Source organism: Acidovorax sp., from assembly GCF_016783915.1.
GTDB lineage: Bacteria > Pseudomonadota > Gammaproteobacteria > Burkholderiales > Burkholderiaceae_C > Acidovorax.
This window is the reverse complement of the sequence record NZ_JADHVT010000002.1, coordinates 72952-98064: the sequence shown is the minus strand read 5'-3', so window position 1 is coordinate 98064 and position 25113 is coordinate 72952. Positions and strand designations below refer to the sequence as shown.

Below are 25113 nucleotides of genomic sequence, written 5' to 3'. Positions count from 1 at the left end.
AACGCCCACTAAAAAGTGGGCGTTTTGCTTTAGCAGTATTTGCTATGTTTTGGTTGCGCGAGAAGGATTTGAACCTCCGACCTTTGGGTTATGAGCCCAACGAGCTACCAGACTGCTCCATCGCGCGATAAGAAATAAATTATACCCTATTATTCAGCTGCTGCCGAATTATTTTCAGTTTCTGCAGCACGATCGACCAATTCGACCAGGGCCATAGGCGCATTGTCGCCCACGCGGAAGCCCATCTTCAGAATACGGGTGTAGCCGCCAGGACGCACCTTGAAACGCGGGCCCAGGTCGTTGAACAGCTTGGTCACGCTGTCACGGTCACGCAGACGGTTGAATGCCAAGCGACGGTTGGCGAGAGAATCTTCCTTGGCCAGGGTGATCATGGGCTCGATCACGCGGCGCAGTTCCTTTGCCTTGGGAACAGTGGTCTTGATGACTTCGTGCTCGATGAGCGAGTTCATCATGTTCTGCAGCATCGCGAGGCGGTGCGAGCTGGTGCGGTTGAGTTTGCGAAGGCCGTGTCCGTGGCGCATGGTGCTTTCTTTCTACTGTCTATGTAATTAAATCAGGCAGCCGTATCAGGTACTGCCCGAGGCACTGTTCCCCGCAGGGAACGAAAAGTCCCCCTTGCGGGGGACATCAAACCGGGCGCCCAAACTTCGGGCAGCCTTCGATTATAGCTTTGGCTTAACGCTTGTCCAGACCTGCTGGCGGCCAGTTCTCAAGCTTCATGCCCAAGGTGAGACCACGCGATGCCAGCACTTCCTTGATTTCGTTGAGCGACTTGCGACCGAGGTTAGGCGTCTTGAGCAGTTCGTTCTCGGTGCGCTGAATCAGATCACCGATGTAGTAGATGTTCTCCGCCTTCAGGCAGTTGGCAGAACGCACGGTCAGTTCCAGCTCGTCCACAGGACGCAGCAAGATCGGATCGAACGTCGCATTGCCACGTGGGCCTGCGGGTGCGTCGAAAGCAGCCAGTTCGCCGCCTTCCAGCTGTGCGAATACCGCCAGCTGTTCCACCAGGATCTTGGCCGATGCGCGCACGGCATCTTCGGCAGTGATCGCACCGTTGGTCTCGATCTCGACAACCAACTTGTCCAGGTCGGTACGCTGCTCGACACGAGCGCTTTCCACCGTGTAGCTCACGCGCTTCACTGGCGAGAACGATGCATCCAGCACAATGCGCCCAATCGACTTGGTCGATTCGTCAGCATAGCGACGCAGATTGCCCGGCACATAGCCACGGCCCTTCTCGACCTTGATCTGCATGTCCAGCTTCCCGCCAGCAGACAGGTTGGCGATCACGTGATCAGGGTTGACGATTTCCACGTCGTGAGGGGTCTGGATGTCACGGGCAGTGACCACACCTTCGCCATCCTTGCGCAGACTCAACGTCACTTCGTCACGGTTGTGGAGCTTGAACACCACACCCTTGAGGTTCAACAGGATGTTGACCACGTCCTCTTGAACGCCGTCAATGGACGAATACTCGTGCAGCACTCCTGCAATCGTGACTTCCGTCGCTGCGTAACCCACCATGGACGAGAGCAGGACGCGCCGAATGGCGTTGCCCAGCGTGTGGCCGTACCCACGCTCGAACGGCTCCAGTGCGACCTTGGCACGGTTGTGGCCAAGCTGCTCGACATTGATCGCCTTGGGTTTCAGCAAATTGGTTTGCATTCAGACTTCCTCTCAATACCCCCAGCTCGTTACACCGGTAAGGCTGGTGAAGCGCCTAAACCGCGATGCCTCGCGGTTTAGGGACGGTTTTCTTGAATTACGTACTCGACCGATTAGCGCGAGTACAACTCAACGATCAGCGATTCGTTGATGTCGGCGCCAAATTCATCGCGGTCCGGCACCTTCTTGAAGATGCCTTCTGCCTTCTCGGCATTCACTTCCACCCAGGCGGGCATGCCCACTTGGGCCGCCAGTTGCAGGGCTTCCACCACGCGGTTTTGCTTCTTGGACTTTTCGCGCACAGCCACCACATCACCCGTTTTCACGAGGTACGAAGCGATATTCACGGACTTGCCGTTCACGGTGATCGCCTTGTGCGACACCAGCTGACGCGCTTCAGCGCGAGTGGAGCCGAAACCCATACGGTACACGACGTTGTCGAGACGGGATTCCAGCAGGAACAGCAGGTTGGCACCAGTGTTACCCTTCTTGCCGTCGGCGGCTTCGAAGTAACGGCGGAACTGCTTTTCCAGCACGCCATACATGCGCTTGACCTTCTGCTTTTCACGCAGTTGCAGACCGTAGTCAGAGGTGCGGGCACCCGAAGTGCGGCCGTGCTGACCAGGCTTGGAGTCGAACTTGGACTTGTCGGCAATCGAACGACGTGCGCTCTTCAGGAACAGGTCGGTGCCTTCACGGCGGGAGAGTTTGGCCTTGGGGCCGAGGTAACGTGCCACTTGAGCTTCCTTTGTGTCATCTACCGCAAACCATTGCGGGAGCCGCCTGAGGCGCTTGCGCGTTCACAGGCGGCGGTGGGCTTAGAGAGATTAGATACGACGGCGCTTTTGAGGGCGGCAGCCGTTGTGTGGCACCGGGGTCACATCGGAGATCGATGTGATACGGATGCCCAGTGCGCCCAATGCGCGCACCGAAGACTCACGACCAGGACCTGGGCCCTTGATTTCGACGTCCAGGTTCTTGATACCTTGATCGATGGCAGCGCGACCAGCCACTTCCGAAGCCACCTGGGCTGCGAATGGGGTGGACTTGCGCGAACCCTTGAAACCTTGGCCACCGGACGAAGCCCACGACAGGGCGTTGCCCTGACGGTCGGTGATCGTGATGATGGTGTTGTTGAACGAGGCGTGCACGTGTGCAATGCCGTCCGAAACATTCTTCCGGACCTTCTTGCGAACGCGCTGAGCTGCGTTATTGGCAGGAGACTTAGCCATGATGATCTTTCAATCTTTATTTCTTCAGTGCAGCTGCACCCTTGCGCGGACCCTTGCGAGTGCGAGCATTGGTACGGGTGCGCTGACCACGCATTGGCAGACCGCGGCGATGGCGGAAGCCACGATAGCAGCCGATGTCCATCAAACGCTTGATGTTCATCGTGGTTTCGCGGCGCAGGTCACCTTCAATGGTGAACTGCTCGATTTGCTCGCGAATTTTTTCTAGATCGCCGTCCGTCAGATCCTTGATCTTCTTGGAGTAAGCGATACCAGTTGCTTCGCAGATCTTGCGAGCGCGGGTGCGACCAATGCCAAAAATGGCGGTCAAACCGATTTCCGCGTGCTTGTGCGGCGGAATGTTAATGCCAGCGATACGTGCCATATGCGTCCTCTAATACTTTCCAATCAACCTTGGCGCTGCTTGTGACGCAGATCCGTGCAGATCACGCGCACCACACCCTTGCGGCGGATGATCTTGCAGTTGCGGCAGATTTTTTTGACCGAAGCCGAAACTCTCATTGCATTCTCCTAAAACTTTTCCATCCGTCCCGGCTGCTTCGCACGGAACACAATTTGTGCCCGCGAAAAATCGTGGGGCGCCAACTCAATCGATATCCAACTCTTTGTGGGCAGCGCTGGGCGCTACCCTCGTGCTGTCAACCGCCTGTACTGCCTTTGAAGTTAGCCTTCTTGAGCAGCGATTCGTACTGTTGCGACATCATGTAGTTCTGGACCTGGGCCATGAAGTCCATGGTCACCACCACAATAATCAGCAGCGAAGTTCCACCAAAGTAAAACGGTACGTTGTACTTCAGGATCAGAAACTCCGGCAACAGACACACGAAAGTGATGTACACAGCACCGGCCAAGGTCAGGCGAACCAAGATCTTGTCGATGTAGCGGGCCGTTTGTTCACCGGGACGAATGCCTGGGATGAACGCACCGCTCTTCTTCAGGTTATCTGCTGTCTCGCGACTGTTGAACACCAACGCCGTGTAGAAAAAGCAGAAGAAAATGATCGCAGCAGCATAGAACATCACGTAGATTGGCTGACCTGGAGTCAGTGCACCCGAGATGTCCTTGAGCCAACGCATCGATTCACCAGCACTGAACCAGTTCACCACCGTCGCAGGCAGCAAGATGATCGACGACGCGAAGATCGGAGGAATCACACCGGCCATGTTCAGTTTCAAGGGCAAGTGCGACGATTGACCGCCATACACCTTGTTGCCGACTTGTCGCCGTGCATAGTTCACCAGAATCTTGCGCTGACCACGCTCTACGAACACCACGAAGTAAGTCACCAGACCCACCACGATAACGATGAAGATGGCTGCCAGGATGCTCATGGCGCCGGTACGAACCAACTCCAGAAGACCACCGATCGAACTGGGTAACCCGGCAGCGATACCACCGAAGATCAGGATCGAAATCCCGTTGCCCAGGCCACGCTCAGTGATCTGCTCACCCAACCACATCAGAAACATGGTTCCTGCCGTCAAACTGACCACTGCAGTCAGGCGGAAGCCAAAGCCGGGGCTCAGAACCAAGCCAGCAGAGCTTTCGAGAGCAACAGCAATACCCAGAGACTGAAACAGCGCCAGGCCCAAGGTCCCGTAACGGGTGTATTGCGTGATCTTTCTGCGACCTGCTTCGCCTTCCTTCTTCAACTGCTCAAAGGCCGGCAGCACGTATGTCATCAACTGCATGATGATCGATGCAGAGATGTACGGCATGATCCCCAGAGCGAACACCGTGAAACGCGACAGCGCACCGCCCGAGAACATGTTGAACAGGTTCAGGATGCCGCCCTGCTGGCCACTGAACAGCTGCTGAAGTTGGGCTGGATCGATACCTGGCACAGGGATATGAGCCCCGATGCGGTATACGACCAGCGCTAACAACAGAAAAACCAGACGACGACGCAGGTCGCCGAATTTTCCGGTCTTTGCAATTTGAGCCGCGCTAGTAGCCACAGATGCCTTCCTTCAGTGCCACACTCAGGCGACGCTGCCGCCAGCAGCTTCGATGGCTGCCTTGGCACCAGCCGTAGCGCCCACGCCAGACAGCTTGACTGCCTTGGTCAGGGAACCGCTCTTGATGACCTTGACCACCTTGGCCAGTTCGCCCACCAGACCAGCTTGCTTCAGTGCCAGCACATCCACTTCGGCCAGGCCCAGTTGGTCCAGCGCCGTCAGCGTAACTTCTGCATTGAACTTGAGCAGGTGCGACTTGAAGCCGCGCTTGGGCAAGCGACGTTGCAGAGGCATTTGACCGCCTTCGAAGCCCACCTTGTGGTAGCCACCAGAGCGGGACTTTTGGCCCTTGTGACCACGGCCAGCGGTCTTGCCCAGACCGGAGCCGATACCACGGCCTACGCGGCGCTTGGCATGCTTGGCGCCGTCTGCGGGCTTGATGCTATTGAGTTCCATGATCTATCTCTCAGACGATTTTGACCAGGTAGCTGATCTTGTTAATCATGCCGCGAACTTCGGGCGAATCCTTCAATTCGCTGACGCTGTTCAGCTTGCGCAGACCCAGGCCACGAACGGTGGCGCGGTGCGATTCCTTGGTGCCAATCGGGCTGCGCACCAGTTGAATCTTGACTGTTTGTTGCGTTGTCATATTCAGGCTCCGGTTCAGGCGAAGATGTCTTCGACTGTCTTGCCGCGCTTGGCTGCCACGTTCGACGGAGTCGTCGAGTTGACGAGCGCGTCAAAGGTAGCACGGACCATGTTGTAGGGATTCGACGAGCCGTGGCTCTTGGCCACGATGTCGGTCACACCCAGCACTTCAAAGACAGCGCGCATTGGGCCGCCAGCGATGATACCGGTACCCTTGGGAGCGGGAGCCATCATCACTACTGCCGCGCCATGGTGGCCGGTAACGTTGTGATAAATGGTGCCGTTCTTCAGGGACACCTTGACCATGTTGCGGCGGGCTTCTTCCATCGCCTTCTGCACGGCAGCAGGCACTTCCTTGGACTTGCCCTTACCCATGCCCACGCGGCCGTCACCGTCGCCAACCACAGTCAGTGCGGCGAAACCGAGGATACGGCCACCCTTCACGACTTTGGTCACGCGGTTGACCGCGATCATTTTTTCGCGCAGACCGTCGTCACGACCTTCGTCTTGCACTTTGGGTTGAAATTTAGCCATTTTTTATTCCGCTCCGCTTAGAACTGCAGGCCGGCTTCACGGGCTGCGTCGGCCAGGGCCTTGACGCGACCGTGGTAGGCAAAGCCTGCGCGATCAAATGCAACCTTCTCGACACCCGCAGCTTTCGCCTTCTCAGCGATACGCTTGCCGATGATCTGGGCTGCAGCGGCATTGCCACCCTTGCCCGAACCGCCGAGCGACTTGCGCACATCGGCTTCTGCCGTCGAAGCGCTTGCCAGCACCTTGCTGCCGTCGCCGGAAATCACACTGGCGTAGATATGGAGGTTCGTACGGTTCACGGTGAGACGAGCCACGCCTTGCTGTGCAATGCGGATGCGGGTCTGGCGCGAACGACGAAGACGCTGCTCTTTCTTGGTCAACATGTTGCAGCTCCTTATTTCTTCTTGGTCTCTTTGATCGTGATCTTTTCGTCCGCGTAGCGGATGCCCTTGCCCTTGTAGGGCTCGGGTGGACGAACAGCACGGATCTCAGCGGCGATCTGACCGACGCGTTGACGATCAGCACCCTTGATCACCACTTCAGTGGGGGTAGGGGTGGCAACCGTGATACCAGCGGGCATCTCGATGTTGACCGGGTGCGAATAGCCGACGGCCAGGTTCAGCTTGGAACCGGCTGCAGCAGCCTTGTAACCCACGCCTACCAAGCTCAGCTTCTTTTCGAAGCCCTTGCTGACGCCGACCACCATGTTGTTGACCAACTGGCGAATCGTGCCGCTCATGGCATTGGCTTCGCGGGAATCATTGGCAGGCTCAAAGCTGAGCTTGCCTTCATTGCTCGACACCTTCACCAGCGCGTTTTGCGCCAGCGACAGCGTGCCGCCAGAGCCCTTCACGGAGATCTGGTCACTCTTCACGGACACATCCACACCTGCGGGGATGGTCACGGGCATTTTTCCTACTCGGGACATTTCAGTTTCTCCTCAATGCCGCGGGTTAGGCCACGTAGCAGAGCACTTCGCCACCGACACCGGTAGCGCGCGCCTTGCGATCAGTCATCACACCCTTGGGAGTTGTGACAATTGCCACACCCAGACCGTTCATGACTTGTGGAATGGAATCACGGCCTTTGTAGACACGCAGACCAGGGCGGCTGACGCGCTCGATGCGTTCAATCACTGGACGGCCTGCGTAATACTTCAGGGCAATTTCGAGTTCGGACTTGCCAGCTTCGGTCTTGACCTGGAAGCCGTCGATGTAACCTTCGTCCTTCAGCACCTGGGCGATGGCAATCTTCACTTTGGAAGAAGGCACCTGAACCGTGGCCTTGGAGACCATCTGTGCATTACGGATGCGGGTCAGCAAGTCAGCGATGGGATCACTCATGCTCATGTTTAATCTCTCCTGCCTGCTTACCAGCTGGCCTTGGTGACACCAGGGATGTCGCCATTGAAAGCCAGTTCGCGGATCTTGGCGCGAGCCAGACCGAATTGACGGAAGGTGCCACGTGGACGACCGGTGATTTCGCAACGGTTGCGCTGACGTGTGGGGTTGGCGTTACGCGGGAGCTTTTGCAGGCCCAGGCGGGCTGCATCACGCTCTTCGTCGCTGCGCTTGGCATCGCCAGCGATTGCCTTCAGTTCCGCATACTTGGTTGCGTACTTGGCTGCCAGTTTTTCGCGCTTCAGTTCGCGCTGGATCAAAGCTACTTTAGCCATGCTTCGCCTCAGTTCTTGAACGGGAAACGGAAACCAGCGAGAAGCGCCTTGGCTTCTTCGTCGGACTTGGCCGTCGTGGTGATGCTGATATTGAGACCGCGCAGGGCGTCAACCTTGTCGTACTCAATTTCAGGGAAGATGATCTGTTCTTTGACGCCGATGTTGTAGTTGCCACGGCCATCGAAGGCGCGACCGGAGATACCACGGAAGTCACGAACGCGAGGCAGCGCCACGGTCACGAAACGATCCAGGAACTCATACATCTGCACGCCACGCAGCGTGACCATGCAACCGATGGCTTGACCTTCGCGGATCTTGAAACCGGCGATAGCCTTCTTGGCCTTGGTCACCACAGGCTTCTGACCAGCAATCTTGGTCAGGTCGGCCACGGCGTTGTCCATCACCTTCTTGTCCGAGACTGCTTCGCTCACGCCCATGTTCAGGGTGATCTTGGTCAGACGGGGAACCTGCATCGGCGAGGTGTAACCGAACTGCTTGGTCAGCTCGGGTGCGATCTTGTCGCGGTAAATTTCTTGGAGTCGTGCCATGTTTACCCCTTAGGCCGCCTTGATTTCAGCGCCGCTGGACTTGAACACACGAACGCGTGTGCCGTCAGCCTGCACCTTGATGCCCACGCGATCAGCCTTGCCGGTAGCAGCATTGAAGATGGCCACATTGGACTGGTGAATCGGCATGGCCTTTTCGATGATGCCGCCGGTCGTACCCTTCATCGGGTTCGGCTTGGCATGCTTCTTGACCAAATTGATACCGTCGATGACGAGGTGGGAGTCATCTTTGCGCAGCGACACAGTGCCGCGCTTGCCCTTGTCACGGCCGGTCAGCACGATGACTTCGTCGCCCTTGCGAATCTTGTTCATGGCGCGTCCTTAGAGAACTTCAGGAGCCAAGGACACGATCTTCATGAACTTTTCGGTACGCAGTTCACGCGTCACGGGTCCAAAGATGCGGGTGCCGATAGGCTCCAACTTTGCATTCAGCAACACTGCGGCGTTGCCATCGAATTTGACGAGCGAACCATCGCCGCGACGAATACCCTTCGCCGTGCGAACCACCACTGCACTGTAAACCTCGCCTTTTTTGACGCGGCCACGTGGAGCGGCTTCTTTGATGCTCACCTTGATGATGTCGCCAACGCTTGCATAGCGACGCTTCGAGCCACCCAGCACCTTGATGCAAAGGACGGACTTGGCGCCGGTATTGTCGGCAACCTCTAACCGAGATTCTGTCTGGATCATTTCAATATTCCCAACTTGCACCAGAAGACAACAGCCCCAGAGAACTTCTCGAGGGCTGAAGATCAGCCAGTCAGTCTTGGGCCCGTCGTCCGCACCGCAAACCATTTGCAGCACTTCCCGCTGGGCAGAAACTTCACGTAGGAAACGCGAAGCCCTCGATTATTGCAAAAGACTTTTGGGAAGTCAAGCGAGTGTTATGCAGGCACATGCAGATATTGTTGCGCCAGGGCCAGAAAGGCCTCCAATTGCGGGTCGGCGCCCAGTTCCTCGCGCAGGATGCCCGCGACAACCGGCGCCAGGTCTATGGCTTTGCGGGCATCCAGGAACAGCAGGCGCGAACGCCGCGCCAGCACATCTTCCACCGTGCAGGCATATTCATAGCGGGCCGCAAAGCGCACCATAGCCTCCGTCAAGCCGCCGCCCAGATCGGCCTGCGCACCCGGCATTCCCAACACTGCGGCCGCTTCACTGCCGTAAGAGTGGAGGCCCTGGGCATCGCTGATGCGGTGCTGCACGGGCTCTCCGGGGGTTCCCACCAGGGGCAGATGGTTGGTCACACCGGCCGGCTTTTCCGGCAGCAGGCCCGTGGTGAAGCATTTTTGCAACACATCTTCCGCCATTGCCCGGTAAGTGGTCCATTTTCCACCGGTCACGGTGATCAGGCCACTGCGGCTGGCCAGTACGGTGTGCTCCCGACTGATCTTCTTGGTGTTGTCACCATCGTCGTCCTGCGGCTTGACCAGCGGACGCAAGCCCACCCAGATACTGCGAATGTCCTCGACACGGGGCGCACGGGTTAGATAGCGCGCAGACTCCTCCAGAATGAACCGCACCTCCTCCTGGAAGGGTTCAGGTTCACGCACCACGTCCTGGCGCGGGCTGTCGGTGGTCCCCAAAATGAGTTTGCCGAGCCATGGCACGGCAAACAACACGCGGCCATCGGCAGTCTTGGGCACCATCAGCGCGTGGTCAGACGGCAGGAACTCCCGGTCCACCACAATGTGCACCCCCTGGCTGGGTGCCACCATGGGCTTGACGGGCCGCCCGATGGCTTCACCGTCCATCTGGCGCAGCGTGTCCACCCACACACCCGTGGCGTTGACCACCGACCGGGCGCGCACCGTGAACTGCTGGCCACTGTCCGTGTCCTCGCAGACAAAACCCACGACCTTGCCCGCCTCGTGGACCAGCGACCGTGCGGGACAGTAATTGACAACCAACGCCCCCAGGCTCGCAGCCGTACGCGCCAGAGCCAAGGCCAAGCGAGCGTCATCAAACTGGCCGTCCCAATACTTGACACCACCCTTGAGACCCTCGGTACGGGCTGTCGGAAGGCATTGCAGGGTTCGAGCGCGCCCCAGAAACTCGGTAGCGCCCAGACCGGCCTTGCCAGCAAGAGCGTCGTACATCATGAGACCGATGCCATAGAACGGCGTTTCCCAGAAACGGTACGACGGCATCACAAAAGGCAGCGGTTGCGCCAGATGGGGCGCGTTGTGCAGCAGCGTTGTGCGCTCATGCAGCGCCTCGCGCACCAGCGCAATATTGCCCTGCGCCAAGTAACGAACACCGCCATGCACCAGCTTGGTGGCGCGGGACGAAGTCCCTTTGGCGAAGTCGTGCGAATCCACCAGGACCACGCTGAAACCACGCGCGGCAGCATCCAGAGCTACCCCCAGACCCGTCGCGCCGCCGCCGATCACGGCGAGGTCATAGTGGTGCGGCTGGGCGAGGCGGGCCAGGAGGTCGGCGCGCCGTGTGGGAAGGGGAGCGGTGGCAATGGTCATGGGGTGATTGTCCATGGGCGGAGTAAAAACCAAGGGTTTACCCTTGAATTCCTGACACTCCCGGGGTGAAAACCCGCCCCGCAGCCGCACAGGGGCCGAGGGCGGTATGGAGCAAAAAAGGCAGCCAGAGACCTTTTGGGCCTTGGCTGCCGATCAATGGTGATTACAACAACACCTTGATCTGAGGATCAGCGCGTCTTGCCGTCCTTCCACGCCTGCAGCAGCGTGTTGTAGGCAATCGTCTGGCCCTTTGGCTTCTCATTGGCCAGCTTGGCCCAAGGCGCTTGCTTGTCGCTGAGCCACTTGGAGGGATCGCTCTTGGGGTTCAGCTTGGGTGCGCAATGTGCCATGCCCGCACGCTCCAGACGGGCCATCACCTGGTCCATCTCGTCAGCCAGCGTGTCCATGGCGCCTTGGGGGGTCTTTTCACCCGTCACAGCCTGTGCCACGTTCTTCCACCACAGCTGCGCCAGCTTGGGGTAGTCAGGCACATTGGTACCAGTGGGCGACCATGCAACGCGGGCCGGGCTGCGGTAGAACTCGACCAGACCTCCCAGCTTGGGCGCCATGTCGGTCATGGCCTTGGACTGGATGTCGGATTCGCGGATCGGCGTCAGGCCGACCATGGTCTTCTTGAGCGACGTGGTCTTGGCTGTCACGAACTGTGCGTAGAGCCAGGCGGCAGCCGTCTTGTTGGCGTCATGGTCCTTGAAGAAGGTCCAGCTGCCTACGTCCTGGTATCCGTTCTGCATGCCTTGCTTCCAGTACGGACCGTTGGGGCCGGGGGCCATGCGCCACTTGGGGGTGCCGTCGGCGTTCACCACTGGCAGGCCGGGCTTGGTCATGTCGGCCGTGAAGGCGGTGTACCAGAAGATCTGCTGCGCGATCTGGCCTTGTGCAGGCACGGGACCAGCTTCGCCGAAGGTCATGCCCGTGGCCTCCTTGGGCGCGTACTTCTTCATCCAGTCCACGTACTTGGTGAGGGCGTAGACGGCGGCAGGCGAATTGGTCGCACCACCACGGGCCACTGAGGCGCCCACGGGTGTGCACTTATCGTCAGCCACGCGGATGCCCCATTCGTCGATCGGCAGGCCATTGGGCGCGCCGATGTCGGCCGTGCCAGCCATGGACAGCCAGGCGTCGGTGAAACGCCAGCCCAAGGAGGGGTCCTTCTTGCCGTAGTCCATGTGGCCATAGATGGGCTTGCCGTCGATATTCTTCACGTCGTTGGTAAAGAACTCTGCGATGTCCTCATAGGCGCTCCAGTTGAGCGGCACGCCCAGGTCGTAGCCGTACTTGGCCTTGAACTTGTCCTTGATGTCCTTGCGGTCGAACAGGTCGGCGCGGAACCAGTACAGGTTGGCAAACTGCTGGTCAGGCAGCTGGTACAGCTTGCCGTCCGGCCCGGTCGTGAACTTGGTACCGATGTAGTCCTTGATGTCGATGCCGGGGTTGGTCCACTCCTTGCCTGCACCGCCCATGTAGTCGGTCAGGTTCATGATCTTGCCGTAGCGGTAGTGCGTACCGATCAGGTCCGAGTCCGAGATCCAGCCGTCATAGATGGATTTGCCCGACTGCATGGAGGTCTGCAGCTTCTCGACCACGTCACCTTCCTGGATCAGGTCGTGCTTAACCTTGATGCCGGTGATTTCTTCGAACGCCTTGGCGAGCGTCTTGGATTCGTATTCGTGGGTGGTGATGGTTTCGGACACCACCGAGATTTCCTTCACACCCTTGGCCTGCAGCTTCTTGGCTGCGTCCATGAACCACTTCATCTCGGCCATCTGCTGGTCTTTGCTCAGCGTGGAGGGCTGGAACTCGGTGTCGATCCATTTTTTGGCCTCCGCCTCGCCCGCCATGGCGGCCTGACCCGTCATGACCGCTACTGCCAGTGCCAGCGCTGTGTACCGCGTCTTCATAGTGCCTGTCTCCTCATAGTCATCTCCCCTTTGGATGCAAGGGTCGCGCGGCTCCGGGGAAGGGTTGAGCCGCGCGACGGGAACCATTGAAATCAAGGCTGCCTGCAGGCACCTCACCCCTTGCGCAGGATGAGCAGCAGCACTGCCATCGACAGCACAAAGCTGATCCAGATCGACGGATCGCCCTGCAGGCTGAACCACTGGGCCAGCTTGCCGCTGATGCCCACAAAAATAAGATTCACGTAAGCCGCTGACAGCAGCCCAATAAACAGCCGATCACCGCGCGTCGTCTCCAGCGGCAAAAAGCCCTTGCGCATCGTGGTGGGCGACTTGATCTCCCACACCGTCATGCCGATCAGCATCAGCACGATGCAAATGAAGAACACCGCCACGGGCAGCGTCCAGGCCATCCAGTCAAACATCTCGCTGCCTCCTCAAACCCGCCCCATCGCAAAGCCTTTTGCGATGTAGTGGCGAACAAACCAGATCACGATCGCACCCGGCACGATGGTCAGCACGCCCGCTGCCGCCAGCGTCGCCCAGTCCATGCCCGATGCGCTCACCGTGCGCGTCATGGTGGCCACGATGGGCTTGGCATTCACGCTGGTCAGCGTGCGGGCCAGCAGCAGCTCCACCCAGCTGAACATGAAGCAGAAAAACGCTGCAACGCCCACGCCGGCCTTGATAAGCGGCAAGAAGATGGTCATGAAAAAGCGCGGAAAGCTGTAACCGTCGATGTAGGCCGTCTCGTCGATCTCACGCGGAATGCCGCTCATGAAACCTTCCAGAATCCACACGGCCAGCGGCACGTTGAACAGCAAGTGCGCCAGCGCCACTGCGATGTGCGTGTCCATGAGCCCCACAGTCGTGTAGAGCTGGAAGAACGGCAGCAAAAACACGGCTGGTGGCGTCATGCGGTTGGTCAGCAGCCAGAAGAACACATGCTTGTCGCCAAGGAACTGGTAGCGGCTGAATGCATAGGCTGCGGGCAGCGCCACGGTGAGCGAGATCACCGTGTTGATAGCCACATAGATCAGGCTGTTGATGTAGCCCGAATACCAGGATTCATCCGTGAAGATGGTCTTGTAGTTGGCCCAGGTGAAATGCTGTGGAAAGAACGTGAAGGTCGAAAGGATCTCCTCATTGGTCTTGAAGCTCATGTTGACCATCCAGTAGATGGGCAACAGGGCGAACAGCAGGTAGACAACAAGGAAGATCGACCGCTTCTGGAAGCGCTTTTCATTCATGGCCGGCTCCTTCGTTGCTGGCAGTACCCACGCGCTGCATCCAGTTGTAGAGGATGAAACACAGCAGCAGGATGATGAAGAAATAGATCAGCGAGAACGCTGCGGCAGGGCCCAGATCGAATTGGCCCACAGCCTTGGTCGTCAAGTACTGGCTCAGGAAGGTGGTGGCATTGCCCGGCCCGCCGCCTGTGAGCACAAAAGGCTCGGTATAGATCATGAAGCTGTCCATGAAGCGCAGCAGCACCGCAATCATCAGCACGCCGCGCATCTTGGGCAGCTGGATGTAGCGGAACACGGCGAACTTGCTGGCACCGTCGATGCGGGCCGCCTGGTAGTAAGCGTCGGGGATGGAGCGCAACCCGGCAAAGGCCAGCAGAGCGACCAGCGGCGTCCAGTGCCACACGTCCATCAGCAGCACCGTGAGCCACGCCTGCGTGGCGTTGCCGGTGTAGCTGTATTCAATGCCCATCTCCTGGAGCAGCCGGCCCATGAGGCCGATGTCGGCGCGGCCATAGATCTGCCAGATAGTGCCCACCACGTTCCAGGGGATCAACAAGGACAGGGCCACCACCACCAGCACGGCGGACGACTTCCAGCCTTGCGCAGGCATGGATAGCGCCAGCATGATGCCCAGCGGAATCTCCACCGCCAGCACCGCCAGCGAGAAGGTCAACTGGCGCAGCAGCGCGGAGTGCAGCTCCTCATCGCGCATCACCTGCACAAACCATTCCGTGCCTACAAAGACACGGCGCTCGGGCGAAATGATGTCCTGCACCGAGTAGTTCACCACCGTCATCAACGGCAGGATGGCCGAGAAGGCCACACACAAAATCACGGGCAGGATCAGGAACCAGGCCTTCTGGTTCACGGGTTTGGTCGTGGTGCTCATTGGAAACCTCCGTGCTGCGCACTGCGGTGCTGAGCGCCTTCGGGCGGCCGGGCGGCGCTCATGGGGCGACCTCCGCGGTCAGCAACTGTTCGTTCTGGTAGAAGCAGGTGTGGTTGCCCAGCACCTGCAGCCACGCCGTGTCACCGGCCGACGGCAGGCGCGTCTCGGGTGTGAAACGCGCCTTGACGGTGTGCTCGCCCACCTTGGCGGTCAGCATCAGGTAGGTGCCAATGTCCTGCACTTGCACCACCATGCAAGGTAATGCGCCCGGCTGCTGCGGCTGGGCCAGGGCCAGGTATTCGGGCCGGATGCCGACCTGCAGGGCACCGTTCGGCAGCGTACGGCCCACGGGGCTGGCCAGGCGATGCCCGGCCACAGCGATACTGTCGCCCTCGCTGTGCGCAGACAAAAAGTTCATGCCCGGCGAGCCAATGAAGTGCCCCACAAAAGTATGCGCAGGTCGCTCGAACAAGGCGTCGGCAGACCCCACCTGCACGGCCTTGCCGCGCGTCATCACCACCACCTGGTCCGCAAAGGTCAGCGCCTCCACCTGGTCATGGGTCACGTAGATCAGCGTGAGTTTGAGTTCGTGGTGAATCTGCTTGAGCTTGCGCCGCAGCTGCCACTTGAGGTGCGGGTCGATCACCGTGAGCGGCTCATCGAACAGCACGGCCGCCACATCGGCGCGCACCAGTCCACGGCCCAGAGAAATCTTCTGCTTGGCATCGGCCGCAAGGCCTGCCGCACGCTGGTTGAGCTGGCCACTCATCTCCAGCATCTCGGCGATCACGCCCACACGCTGCTTGATCTGCGCCTCGGGCACCTTGCGGTTGCGCAGCGGGAACGCCAGGTTCTCGGCCACCGTCATGGTGTCGTAGATCACCGGGAACTGGAACACCTGCGCAATGTTGCGCTCCTGCGGGCTGGCACGCGTCACGTCGCGGTCATCAAACAGCACCTTGCCGTGTGACGGCACAAGCAAGCCCGACATGATGTTGAGCATGGTGGTCTTGCCACAGCCCGAGGGACCGAGCAGCGCGTAAGCGCCACCGTCCTCGAACTCCATCTTCAAAGGCAGCAGGGCGTAGTCGCTGTCCTGCTGCGGGTTCGGCTTGTACGAATGCGCCAAATCCAGACTGATGCGGGCCATCTCAACGCCCTCCTTGTGCAGTAACAGGCCGCGCAGGCGCCCACGCCAGTCGGCCGTCGGCGCCAAACACATAGACCTGGGCTGGGTCCAGGTGCAGCGTGATGGGCGTGCCCAGTTCAAAGTAATGCACACCGGTCAGCTGTGCCACCAAGTCGCCCCAGGGTGTGGTCGCGTGCACAAAGGTATCCGACCCCGAGATTTCCGCCAGCTCCACCACCCCACCCACGCTGATGTCGCCCTGGCGCGCCACCACGCGCAGCGCACTCGCGCGCACGCCCACCGTGAGCCCAGCCGCCGTGGCCACACCTTGCGGCAGGTGCACGGCCAGCTCCACCCCGCCCTGCAGGCGGACACCGGCAGTGGCGGCCGAGGCAGCAATCAGGTTCATCGGCGGGTCACTGAAAGCGCGCGCCACACGCAGCGAGTTGGGCGCGTGGAACACCTCGGCCGTCGGGCCGTACTGCAGCAACTGACCTTCGTCGAGTACGGCGGTGTAGCCACCCAGCAGCAGGGCCTCGCCCGGCTCGGTAGTGGCATAAACCACAGTGGACTGGCCGGCAGCAAACAGCTGGGTCAGCTCCTCGCGCAGCTCTTCGCGCAGCTTGTAGTCCAGGTTCACCAGGGGTTCGTCCAGCAGCATCAGCGGCGCACCCTTGGCGAGGGCGCGGGCCAGTGCCACGCGCTGCTGCTGCCCTCCCGACAGCTCGGCCGGGTAGCGGTCCAGAAACATGTCGATGTGCAGGCGGCTTGCGATCTCACGCACCCGGGCGTCGATGTTCTTTTCGCCGCGCAGCTTCAGGGGCGACGCAATGTTGGCCGCCACCTTCATCGAGGGGTAGTTGATGAACTGTTGGTACACCATGGCCACATTGCGGTCGCGCACAGGGGTGCCCGTCACGTCCCGGCCATCAACCAACACGCGTCCATGGGTGGGCACATCCAGCCCCGCCATGATGCGCATCAGGCTGGTCTTGCCCGCCTGGGTCGCCCCCAGCAACACTGTCACGGCATTGGGCTGCAGCGACAAATTCATGTCGTACAGCCAGGTCTGCGCCCCGACTTTTTTGCTGATGCTGTCCAACGCCAGCTGCATGAAGCATCCTCTTCCGGCCCTTGGGCCTGTGTGAAAGGACTGCACACACTCGCGGCAGCCCTCAAATTTCGAACTTTTTCATTTTTGTTCCTTTTTGTTCGAATTGAATCAAGGTTTACCCTTAATCAATTCGTTTTTGTTCGATTTACAGTCTTTAGCGTGTCGCCAGCCACCAAAGCGAATGTTTCAGATTCGTTACGATTCGGTGACATAACACTGCGCACAACACCCCACCGTGAACACCAATCCCCGCCAACTCCAACTCCTCGAAGAAGTGCGCGCGCGCAAGTCCGCCACGGTGGAACAGCTCGCCGAAACGCTGGGGGTCACACTGCAGACGGTGCGCCGCGATGTGCAGCGCCTGGCAGAGTCGGGACTGCTCACGCGCTTTCATGGCGGCGTGCGCGTGCCCAGCTCCACGGTGGAGAACCTGGCGCACACCCAGCGCGAAAACCTGCATGCCGAAGGCAAGGCGCGCATTGCGCGCGCCGTGGCCGAACAGGTGCCCAACGACTGCTCGCTGATCCTGAACATCGGCACCACCACCGAGGCCATTGCCAAGGCGCTGCTGCACCACCGGGGCCTGCGCGTGATCACCAACAACCTCAATGTGGCGGCCATCCTGAGCGGCAACCCCGAGTGCGAGGTGATCGTGGCCGGCGGTGTGGTGCGCGCCCGCGACCGGGGCATCGTGGGCGAAGCCGCCGTGGACTTCATCCGCCAGTTCAAGGTGGACATTGCGCTCATCGGCATTTCGGGTATCGAGCCCGACGGGTCGCTGCGCGACTTCGACTACCGCGAAGTGAAGGTGGCGCAAACCATCATCGAGCACGCGCGCGAGGTCTGGCTGGCGGCCGACTTCAGCAAGTTCAACCGCCCGGCCATGGTGCAGCTGGCCACGCTGGCGCAGATCGACCGCCTGTTCACCGACGCACCGCCGCCCGAGCCCTTCCCGGCCCTTCTGCAAGATGCTGAAGTCATCTGCACGGTAGCTGCGTAGCTTCACCTATCCTTTGCCCTCATGACCTACCTGCTCGCTCTCGACCAAGGCACCTCCAGCTCCCGCAGCATCGTTTTTGACGAAGGCGGCCACATCGTGGCGCAGGCGCAGCTGGAGCTGCCGCAGATCTACCCCCAGCCCGGCTGGGTGGAGCACGACCCGCTGGAGATCTGGCGCACCCAGCTCGCTACCGCACGCGATGCGCTGGCCAAGGCGGGCATTGCGGCCAGCGACATACGCGCTGTCGGCATCACCAACCAGCGCGAAACCACCGTGCTGTGGAACCGCCAAACCGGGCAGCCCGTGCACCACGCCATCGTGTGGCAGGACCGGCGCGCCGAACCCGCCTGCGCCCAGCTGCGCGAACAAGGCCATGCCGCCACCATCCAGGCCAAGACCGGCCTGCTGGTGGACGCCTACTTCTCGGGCACCAAGCTGCAATGGCTGCTGGACCATGTGCCGGGCGCACGCGATGCGGCCGAGCGCGGTGAGCTGGCCTTTGGCACGGTGGACAGCTGGCTGATGTGGAAGCTCACCCACGGCCAGGTGCATGTGACGGACGTGAGCAACGCCTCGCGCACCATGCTGTTCAATGTGCACACCAACCAGTGGGACGACGAGCTGCTGGCGCTGCTGCGTATTCCCAAGGCGCTGATGCCCGAGGTGCTGCCGTCCAGCGCCCACTTTGGCGACATCGCGGCCGACCTGCTGGGCCACGCCATCCGCATTGGCGGCGTGGCAGGTGACCAGCAAAGCGCGCTGTTCGGCCAGGCCTGCTTCACGGCGGGCATGGCCAAGAACACCTATGGCACAGGCTGCTTCATGCTCATGCACACAGGCGGCACGTTCCAGACATCGCAGAACGGCCTGCTCACCACCAGTGCGGCACAGGCGACGGCGCAACCTGAATTTGCGATGGAAGGCAGTGTGTTTGTCGGCGGCGCAGTGGTGCAGTGGCTGCGCGACGGCCTGCGCGCCATCTCCACCAGCAACGAGGTGGAGTCACTGGCCCAAAGCGTGCCCGATTCGGGCGGCGTGATGATGGTGCCCGCCTTCACCGGCCTGGGCGCCCCCTACTGGAAGCCTGACGCACGCGGCACCATCACGGGCCTCACGCGTGGCACCACACTGGGCCACATTGCGCGCGCAGCGCTCGAAAGCATTGCCTATCAGAGCGCTGCCCTGCTGCTGGCCATGAGCCGCGACGCAGTGGCTGCGGGCGGTGCGCCCGTGAGCGAACTGCGCGTGGACGGTGGCGCCTGCATCAACGACTTGCTGATGCAGTTCCAAGCCGACCTGCTGGGCATCCCGGTGGTGCGCCCGGCCGTCATCGAGACCACCGCCCTGGGCGCCGCCTACCTGGCAGGGCTGTCAAGCGGCGTGTACCGCAGCACGGATGAACTCTCGCGGTTGTGGCGCGCCGACCGCCGCTTTGTGCCCACGCTCAGCAGCGCGCGTGCGCAGGAGCTGATGGCGAACTGGGAACACGCCGTTCGCCAAACGACAGCCGATTGAACCCGCCGCGCGCCGGGTGGCAACGCGGCGGCGCTACCATCGTGGCCCCTGTTGTTGCCACCTTGCACCTCCCATGAGCCAAACCGCCGCATCCCCCTCGCTTCCCACCATCGCTTTCATTGGCGGCGGCAACATGGCCAGCGCCATCATTGGCGGGCTGATCCACCAGGGCCACCCGGCCAGCCAGATCGAGGTGGTCGAGCCCTACGCCCCTACACGCGAGGCGCTGCTCAAGAACTTTGGTCTCACCGCTCAGCCCGAGGCGGGCCCAGCGCTGCAGCGCGCAAGCATCGTGGTCTGGGCCGTCAAGCCCCAGACCTTCAAGGACGCCGCCGCGCAGGCCAAGGCACACACCCAGCAGGCCCTGCACCTGAGCGTGGCGGCGGGCATCCGCTCGGACAGCATCGCCCAGTGGCTGGGCACCGAGCGCATCGTGCGCACCATGCCCAACACGCCCGCGCTGGTGGGCAAGGGCATGAGCGCGATCTACGCGCGCCCCGCCGTGACCAACGCCGAGCGCCAGAGTGTGGAAGCCATCATGGCGTCCACCGGCGAGTTCCTTTGGGTGGAAAGCGAAACGCAGCTCGACGCTGTCACCGCCCTCTCGGGCTCGGGCCCGGCCTATGTGTTCTATTTCCTCGAAGCCATGACGCGCGCTGGTGTGGGCATGGGCCTGAGCGAGGCGCAGGCGCACCAGCTGGCCGTGGGCACCTTTGTGGGCGCCTCGGAGCTGGCCCGCCGCTCCCATGAACCCCCGGCCGTGCTGCGTGAACGCGTCACCTCCAAGGGCGGCACCACCTATGCCGCGCTGCAGTCGATGGAAGCCAGCGGCGTGTCGCAGGCGTTCGAAGCTGCCATGCGCGCCGCCGAAAAGCGTGCCAACGAACTCGGCAACGAGTTCGGATCTTGATGTTTTGGGGCAGTAGCGCTAGTCGATCAAGCGCTGACTGCTATTAATTTGTGAGTACCGCCCGCACCAGATAGCTACCCGCAATGCCCGCAAACACCGTGGCACCCAGCCAGTGGTTGATGCGGAACGCCTTGAAGCAGCCCTCGCGGGTGCGTGTGCGGATCAGGGTGAAGTGCCACACGGCCTGGGCCAGCGCCACTGTAACCGCTACATAAAAAATAGCACCCAAGGCATACGGTTGTAGCGCTACCGCCCAAATACTCAAGAAAAGCAGATAAAACACCGCGATGGCGGCCACATCCAGCCGCCCGAGGGTGATGGCCGAGGTCTTGATGCCGATCTTGAGGTCGTCGTCGCGGTCCACCATGGCGTATTCGGTGTCGTAGGCCAGCACCCAGAACATGTTGCCCAGCCACATCCACCACGCCACCGCAGGCACGCTGCCTTGCACGGCGGCAAAGGCGATGACGATGCCGAAGTTGAACGCAATGCCCAGCACTGCCTGGGGCATGGAAATGATGCGTTTGGTGAAAGGGTAGGCAATGGCCACCAGCACGGCGGGCACAGACCAGAGGATGGCGGCAGTGTTGGTGGTGAGCACCAGGCCAAACGACACCAGCGCCAGCACGGCGCCCAGGCCCAGCGCCTCCTTCACCGACACGGCTCCGGTCGTGACCGGGCGCTGCGCCGTGCGCTTGACGTGTTTGTCAAAGTCGCGGTCGGCCACATCGTTCACACAGCAGCCCGCGCTGCGCATAAAGAAAGTGCCCAGCACGAATACGGCCAGCAAGTGCCAACCTGGAAATCCATCGGCTGCGACCCACAGCGCAGACAGCGTGGGCCACAGGCACACCAGCCAGCCTGCAGGGCGGTCCCAGCGGATCAGGTCGAGGTAGAGCGAAGAACGACTCCGAGCAGTGACAGGGTGCGGCGACATGGTGGGGCGATCGAAAGCAAAAAAAGAGGCTCGGCAGCAGTGCGCTGCTACGGGTGGGGGACCACGGGCGCACCGAATGTAGCAGCAGCGCCGCCGACCATCGCGCACCACGCCCAGGCAAAGCAACAGCGCCCTACTTGCGCGTAAAACCCGTTACAGTCTTCGGTCCTCCCCCAACGCACCCGCCCTTTTGGGGCCTCAACGCATGCCCCATACATCGACCTCCCAGGCCGCCAAGCGTTTTGCTGTTCCCCGCGGAATGCTGGTGGGATTTGTGATTGCCGCCCTCGCCACGGTGCTGATCGCGCTGGTGAACTTCCGCACCGCCCAGGTGCGGGCGCAAGCGGTGGAAGCCATGGACGAAACCACGGTGACCATGCGCCACCTCAACCTGTTCGTGTCCTCGCTGAAAGACGCCGAGACCGGGCAACGCGGCTATCTGCTCACGGGGGACGACACCTATCTGCAGCCTTACAACCTGTCTCTGGGCGCCATGGAGCGCAACATGGCGCGCCTCAAGGAGCTGACGAACGACAGCGCCGTGCAGCGCCGCCTGGTGCTGCAGATCGATGACCTGCGCCACGAAAAACTGCGCGAGCTGGGCGAGACCATTGAACTGCGCCGTTCAAAGGGCCAGGAGGCCGCCGTGGCCGTAACCCGCAGTGATGCCGGCAGGGTGCTGATGGACCGCATCCGCGACCTGGCATCGGACCTGTCCACGCTGCTGAACCAGCAGCTGGAAAGTGACCGCAAGCAGTGGGTAGAGGCCGCCTCGATGTCCACCTACTACTCCTGGGGCGGCTCGTTCGTGCTGCTGGTGCTCATCTGCCTGTCGGCTGCCGCCAATGCACGGGAGTACCGCCTCAAGGCGCAGCAGTCGTGGGTGGCGGCCGGCCTCAACGGGCTGAGCCAGCGCATCCAGGGCGACCACCGGCTGGAGGACCTGGGCCAGCTCACGCTTGAATACCTGGCGCAATACCTGCGCGCGGCTGTGGGGGCAGGCTATGTGGCCGACTGCAACGGCGCACTCACCCTGTTTGGTGGCTACGCCCTGCCCCGCGAACGGCTGGAGCAGCGCCTGCTGCCCGGCGAAGGCCTGGTGGGCCAGGTCGCGCGCTCGCGCCAGATGCTGCATGTGCGCGATGTGCCCGCCGGGCACCTGATGGTGTCGTCCAGCACCGGCCAGTCCGCGCCAACCGAGCTGCTGCTGGCCCCCGCCATCGAGAACGGCGAAGTGTTTGCCGTGATCGAACTGGGCTTTCATCGCCCGGTGACCGAGCCCGAGCGCACCCTGATGGAACGCGCCTCGCAGATGCTGGCAGTGGCCGTGCGCGCGGGCATCGACCGCAACCGGCTCGAAGCCTTGCTGGAAGAAACCCAGCGCCAGTCCGAGGAGCTGCAGACCCAGCAAGAAGAGCTGCGTGTGAGCAACGAGGAGCTGGAGCAGCAAAGCCGCATCTTGCAAGAGTCGCAGGCCCAGATGGAGGTGCAGCAGACCGAGCTGGAGCAGACCAACGCCCACCTGGAGGCGCAGACCCAGCAGCTGGAATACCAGCGCGAGCAACTGCTGCGCGCCCAAAGCGCCATGACGGACAAGGCGCGCGAACTGGAGCTGGCCAGCCAGTACAAGAGCGAGTTCCTGGCCAATATGAGCCACGAGCTGCGCACACCGCTCAACTCCACCCTGATCCTGGCCAAGCTGTTGGCAGACAACAAGCCGGGCAACCTGAGCGCCGACCAGGTGAAGTACGCGCAGACCATCTACGCGGCGGGCAACGACCTGCTGGCACTCATCAACGACATCCTCGACCTGTCCAAGATCGAGGCTGGCCAGGCCACCGTGTCGGTGGAAACGGTGACGCTGTCCAAGGCCCTGCAAACCCTGATCGACCCGCTGCGCCCGCTGGCGCAAGAGAAGGGCCTGACACTCACGGCCACCGTCGCACCCGACGCACCCGCCACGCTGGACACCGACCCGCAGCGCCTGGGGCAGGTGCTCAAGAACCTGCTGTCCAACGCGCTCAAGTTCACCGAGAAAGGCTCGGTGGCGCTGCATGTGTCGCGCAACCCGGACGACACGCTGTCGTTTGCCGTCAAGGACACGGGCATCGGCATCCCGGCGCACCAGCAGGAGCTGATTTTCGAAGCCTTCCGCCAGGCCGATGGCAGCACCCATCGCAAATACGGCGGCACGGGTCTGGGCCTGTCGATCTCGCGCGACCTGGCGCAGCTGCTGGGTGGGTCCATCCACGTTCACAGCACGCCGGGTGAGGGCAGCGTCTTCACCCTGGTGCTGCCCCAGAAGCTGGTGCCTTCGTCGCCGGAAGCAGAACCTACGGCGCCGCTGGCTGCCGCAGTACCTGCTCGCGCGCCTGCACCGGTCGTCGCCCCTGCTCCTTTTACCCCTGCGTTGCCACCGTCAGCGGCGCCTCTCGCGTCGCCAGCCCCGCGCCGCGCGAGCGCCCGCAGCATTCTGGTGATTGAGGACGACGAGCGCTTTGCGCAGATCCTGAGCGACCTGGCCGGCGAGATGGACTTTGATTGCCACCTGGCCCACAACGCCGCCGACGGCCTGGCGTATGCGGTGCACAGCTTGCCCAGCGCCATCGTGCTGGATGTGAACCTGCCCGACTTCTCGGGCCTGGGCGTGCTCGACCAGCTCAAGCGCAACCCGGACACGCGCCACATCCCGGTGCATGTGGTCTCGGTGGCCGACTACTCGCAAGAAGCCTTGGGTCGGGGCGCCGTGGGCTACGCCCTCAAGCCCGTCAAGCGCGACGAACTGGTGCATGCCCTGCAGCGGCTGGAAGCCAAGTTCACCCAGAACCTGCGGCGCGTGCTGGTGGTGGAAGACGACGAACGCCAGCGCGAGAGCGTGCGCCACCTGCTCACCAACGACGACGTGGAGATCGTGGGCGCCGGCACGGCAGCCGAGGCGCTGGCGCACCTGCGCGGCTCCACCTTTGACTGCATGGTGATGGACCTGAACCTGCCCGACCTGAGCGGCTACGAATTGCTGCAGCAGATGACGGAGCAGGACGGCGTCTCCTTCCCGCCCGTCATCGTGTACACAGGCCGCGCCCTGTCGCGCGACGAGGAGCAGCAGCTGCGCCGGTTCTCCAAGTCCATCATCATCAAGGACGCCCGCTCCCCCGAGCGGCTGCTCGACGAGGTCACGCTGTTCCTGCACCAGGTGGAGTCGGAGCTGTCGGCCGAGCACCGCCAGATGCTGCAGGTGGCCCGCAACCGCGAGACTGCCCTGGAAGGCCGCAACGTGCTGGTGGTGGAAGACGATGTGCGCAACGTGTTTGCGCTCTCCAGCATCCTGGAGCCCACCGGCATCCGCGTGGAGATTGCGCGCAACGGCCTGGAGGCCCTGCAGGCGCTGGAGCGCGCCGGCAGCGGCGGCCACCCTGCGATTGACCTGGTGCTGATGGACATCATGATGCCGGAGATGGACGGCTACACCGCCATGCGCGAGATCCGCAACCGCCCCGAGTGGCGCCGCCTGCCCATCATCGCGCTGACCGCCAAGGCCATGAAGGACGACCAGGAAAAATGCCTGGCCGCCGGGGCCAATGATTACATCGCCAAACCGCTGGACGTGGAGAAGCTGCTGTCCCTGGTGCGGGTGTGGATGCCCAAGTAGGCCCCGC

Annotated in this window: 29 protein-coding genes and 1 tRNA gene; 4 read left to right on the top strand and 26 right to left on the bottom strand. The window is 61.6% G+C overall.

Annotation, left to right across the window (positions count from 1 at the left end; all coding sequences use genetic code 11):
• Positions 1-50: 50 nt before the first annotated feature.
• The 25 genes from ISS20_RS01120 to ISS20_RS01000 form a co-directional block, all read right to left on the bottom strand.
• Positions 51-127 (bottom strand) — tRNA-Met (locus ISS20_RS01120).
• Between the two features lie 22 nt (positions 128-149).
• Positions 150-542, bottom strand: coding sequence for a 50S ribosomal protein L17 (gene rplQ / locus ISS20_RS01115; RefSeq protein ID WP_291432905.1), 393 nt, complete (start codon positions 540-542; stop codon positions 150-152).
• Positions 543-696: 154 nt separating this feature from the next.
• Positions 697-1689, bottom strand: coding sequence for a DNA-directed RNA polymerase subunit alpha (gene rpoA / locus ISS20_RS01110; protein ID WP_005793666.1), 993 nt, complete (start codon positions 1687-1689; stop codon positions 697-699).
• Positions 1690-1802: 113 nt separating this feature from the next.
• Positions 1803-2426, bottom strand: a complete 624-nt coding sequence (rpsD, locus tag ISS20_RS01105; protein ID WP_010466299.1) for a 30S ribosomal protein S4 — start codon at positions 2424-2426, stop codon at positions 1803-1805.
• Between the two features lie 90 nt (positions 2427-2516).
• Positions 2517-2921: a 30S ribosomal protein S11 gene (gene rpsK / locus ISS20_RS01100; RefSeq protein ID WP_005793662.1), complete on the bottom strand. Its 405-nt coding sequence runs from the start codon at positions 2919-2921 to the stop codon at positions 2517-2519.
• A 16-nt stretch (positions 2922-2937) separates the two neighbouring features.
• Positions 2938-3303: a 30S ribosomal protein S13 gene (gene rpsM / locus ISS20_RS01095; RefSeq protein ID WP_008906516.1), complete on the bottom strand. Its 366-nt coding sequence runs from the start codon at positions 3301-3303 to the stop codon at positions 2938-2940.
• Positions 3304-3326: 23 nt separating this feature from the next.
• Positions 3327-3440, bottom strand: a complete 114-nt coding sequence (gene rpmJ, locus ISS20_RS01090) for a 50S ribosomal protein L36 (protein WP_005793651.1) — start codon at positions 3438-3440, stop codon at positions 3327-3329.
• A 137-nt stretch (positions 3441-3577) separates the two neighbouring features.
• Positions 3578-4897: a preprotein translocase subunit SecY gene (gene secY / locus ISS20_RS01085; protein ID WP_291432892.1), complete on the bottom strand. Its 1320-nt coding sequence runs from the start codon at positions 4895-4897 to the stop codon at positions 3578-3580.
• Between the two features lie 24 nt (positions 4898-4921).
• Positions 4922-5353, bottom strand: a complete 432-nt coding sequence (rplO, locus tag ISS20_RS01080) for a 50S ribosomal protein L15 (protein WP_015016013.1) — start codon at positions 5351-5353, stop codon at positions 4922-4924.
• Positions 5354-5363: 10 nt separating this feature from the next.
• A complete protein-coding gene (gene rpmD / locus ISS20_RS01075; protein WP_005793644.1) occupies positions 5364-5546 on the bottom strand; it encodes a 50S ribosomal protein L30 in 183 nt (60 codons plus the stop codon).
• Between the two features lie 14 nt (positions 5547-5560).
• The gene (rpsE, locus tag ISS20_RS01070; protein WP_015016014.1) at positions 5561-6079 is read right to left on the bottom strand and encodes a 30S ribosomal protein S5; all 519 of its coding nucleotides are present in this window, start codon (positions 6077-6079) and stop codon (positions 5561-5563) included.
• Between the two features lie 17 nt (positions 6080-6096).
• Positions 6097-6462, bottom strand: a complete 366-nt coding sequence (rplR, locus tag ISS20_RS01065) for a 50S ribosomal protein L18 (protein ID WP_005793639.1) — start codon at positions 6460-6462, stop codon at positions 6097-6099.
• 11 nt (positions 6463-6473) lie between these two features.
• On the bottom strand, positions 6474-7007 hold the full coding sequence (gene rplF, locus ISS20_RS01060) for a 50S ribosomal protein L6 (protein WP_056065384.1): 534 nt from the start codon (positions 7005-7007) through the stop codon (positions 6474-6476).
• 25 nt (positions 7008-7032) lie between these two features.
• A complete protein-coding gene (rpsH, locus tag ISS20_RS01055; RefSeq protein WP_291432885.1) occupies positions 7033-7428 on the bottom strand; it encodes a 30S ribosomal protein S8 in 396 nt (131 codons plus the stop codon).
• Positions 7429-7448: 20 nt separating this feature from the next.
• On the bottom strand, positions 7449-7754 hold the full coding sequence (rpsN, locus tag ISS20_RS01050; RefSeq protein ID WP_015016017.1) for a 30S ribosomal protein S14: 306 nt from the start codon (positions 7752-7754) through the stop codon (positions 7449-7451).
• 8 nt (positions 7755-7762) lie between these two features.
• Complete coding sequence (gene rplE / locus ISS20_RS01045; RefSeq protein WP_005793632.1) at positions 7763-8302, bottom strand: 50S ribosomal protein L5; 540 nt, start codon at positions 8300-8302, stop codon at positions 7763-7765.
• A 9-nt stretch (positions 8303-8311) separates the two neighbouring features.
• Positions 8312-8632 (bottom strand): 50S ribosomal protein L24, encoded by a 321-nt coding sequence (rplX, locus tag ISS20_RS01040; protein ID WP_008906524.1) that lies wholly within the window; start codon positions 8630-8632, stop codon positions 8312-8314.
• Between the two features lie 9 nt (positions 8633-8641).
• Positions 8642-9010 (bottom strand): 50S ribosomal protein L14, encoded by a 369-nt coding sequence (gene rplN, locus ISS20_RS01035; protein ID WP_007861702.1) that lies wholly within the window; start codon positions 9008-9010, stop codon positions 8642-8644.
• A 194-nt stretch (positions 9011-9204) separates the two neighbouring features.
• A complete protein-coding gene (locus tag ISS20_RS01030) occupies positions 9205-10797 on the bottom strand; it encodes a glycerol-3-phosphate dehydrogenase/oxidase (protein WP_291432844.1) in 1593 nt (530 codons plus the stop codon).
• Between the two features lie 188 nt (positions 10798-10985).
• Positions 10986-12716, bottom strand: coding sequence for an ABC transporter substrate-binding protein (locus ISS20_RS01025; protein WP_099729095.1), 1731 nt, complete (start codon positions 12714-12716; stop codon positions 10986-10988).
• 113 nt (positions 12717-12829) lie between these two features.
• Entirely contained in the window at positions 12830-13138 is a 309-nt protein-coding gene (locus ISS20_RS01020; RefSeq protein WP_099729094.1) for a DUF2160 domain-containing protein, read from the bottom strand.
• A gap of 12 nt (positions 13139-13150) precedes the next feature.
• Positions 13151-13963 carry a carbohydrate ABC transporter permease gene (locus ISS20_RS01015; protein ID WP_099729093.1) on the bottom strand — a complete coding sequence of 271 codons (813 nt, stop codon included), beginning with the start codon at positions 13961-13963 and terminating at the stop codon, positions 13151-13153.
• Positions 13956-14852: a sugar ABC transporter permease gene (locus ISS20_RS01010; protein ID WP_099729092.1), complete on the bottom strand. Its 897-nt coding sequence runs from the start codon at positions 14850-14852 to the stop codon at positions 13956-13958. The genes ISS20_RS01015 and ISS20_RS01010 overlap by 8 nt, the downstream gene beginning before the upstream one ends.
• 58 nt (positions 14853-14910) lie before the next feature.
• A complete protein-coding gene (locus tag ISS20_RS01005) occupies positions 14911-16002 on the bottom strand; it encodes an ABC transporter ATP-binding protein (RefSeq protein WP_291432839.1) in 1092 nt (363 codons plus the stop codon).
• Between the two features lies 1 nt (position 16003).
• Positions 16004-17095, bottom strand: a complete 1092-nt coding sequence (locus ISS20_RS01000; protein ID WP_099729090.1) for an ABC transporter ATP-binding protein — start codon at positions 17093-17095, stop codon at positions 16004-16006.
• A 235-nt stretch (positions 17096-17330) separates the two neighbouring features.
• Here ISS20_RS01000 and ISS20_RS00995 point away from each other — a divergent pair, with 235 nt between their 5' ends.
• The 3 genes from ISS20_RS00995 (at position 17331) to proC (ending at position 20520) form a co-directional block, all read left to right on the top strand.
• Positions 17331-18095 carry a DeoR/GlpR family DNA-binding transcription regulator gene (locus ISS20_RS00995; RefSeq protein WP_099729089.1) on the top strand — a complete coding sequence of 255 codons (765 nt, stop codon included), beginning with the start codon at positions 17331-17333 and terminating at the stop codon, positions 18093-18095.
• A 21-nt stretch (positions 18096-18116) separates the two neighbouring features.
• A complete protein-coding gene (glpK, locus tag ISS20_RS00990; protein ID WP_291432834.1) occupies positions 18117-19610 on the top strand; it encodes a glycerol kinase GlpK in 1494 nt (497 codons plus the stop codon).
• A 73-nt stretch (positions 19611-19683) separates the two neighbouring features.
• Positions 19684-20520 (top strand): pyrroline-5-carboxylate reductase, encoded by an 837-nt coding sequence (gene proC, locus ISS20_RS00985; protein WP_291432832.1) that lies wholly within the window; start codon positions 19684-19686, stop codon positions 20518-20520.
• Positions 20521-20563: 43 nt separating this feature from the next.
• On the opposite strand, the gene ubiA is transcribed toward proC, so the two are convergent.
• Positions 20564-21457 carry a 4-hydroxybenzoate octaprenyltransferase gene (gene ubiA / locus ISS20_RS00980; RefSeq protein ID WP_291432830.1) on the bottom strand — a complete coding sequence of 298 codons (894 nt, stop codon included), beginning with the start codon at positions 21455-21457 and terminating at the stop codon, positions 20564-20566.
• Positions 21458-21662: 205 nt separating this feature from the next.
• Here ubiA and ISS20_RS00975 point away from each other — a divergent pair, with 205 nt between their 5' ends.
• Positions 21663-25106 carry a response regulator gene (locus tag ISS20_RS00975; RefSeq protein ID WP_291432828.1) on the top strand — a complete coding sequence of 1148 codons (3444 nt, stop codon included), beginning with the start codon at positions 21663-21665 and terminating at the stop codon, positions 25104-25106.
• The last annotated feature ends 7 nt before the right edge of the window (positions 25107-25113 follow it).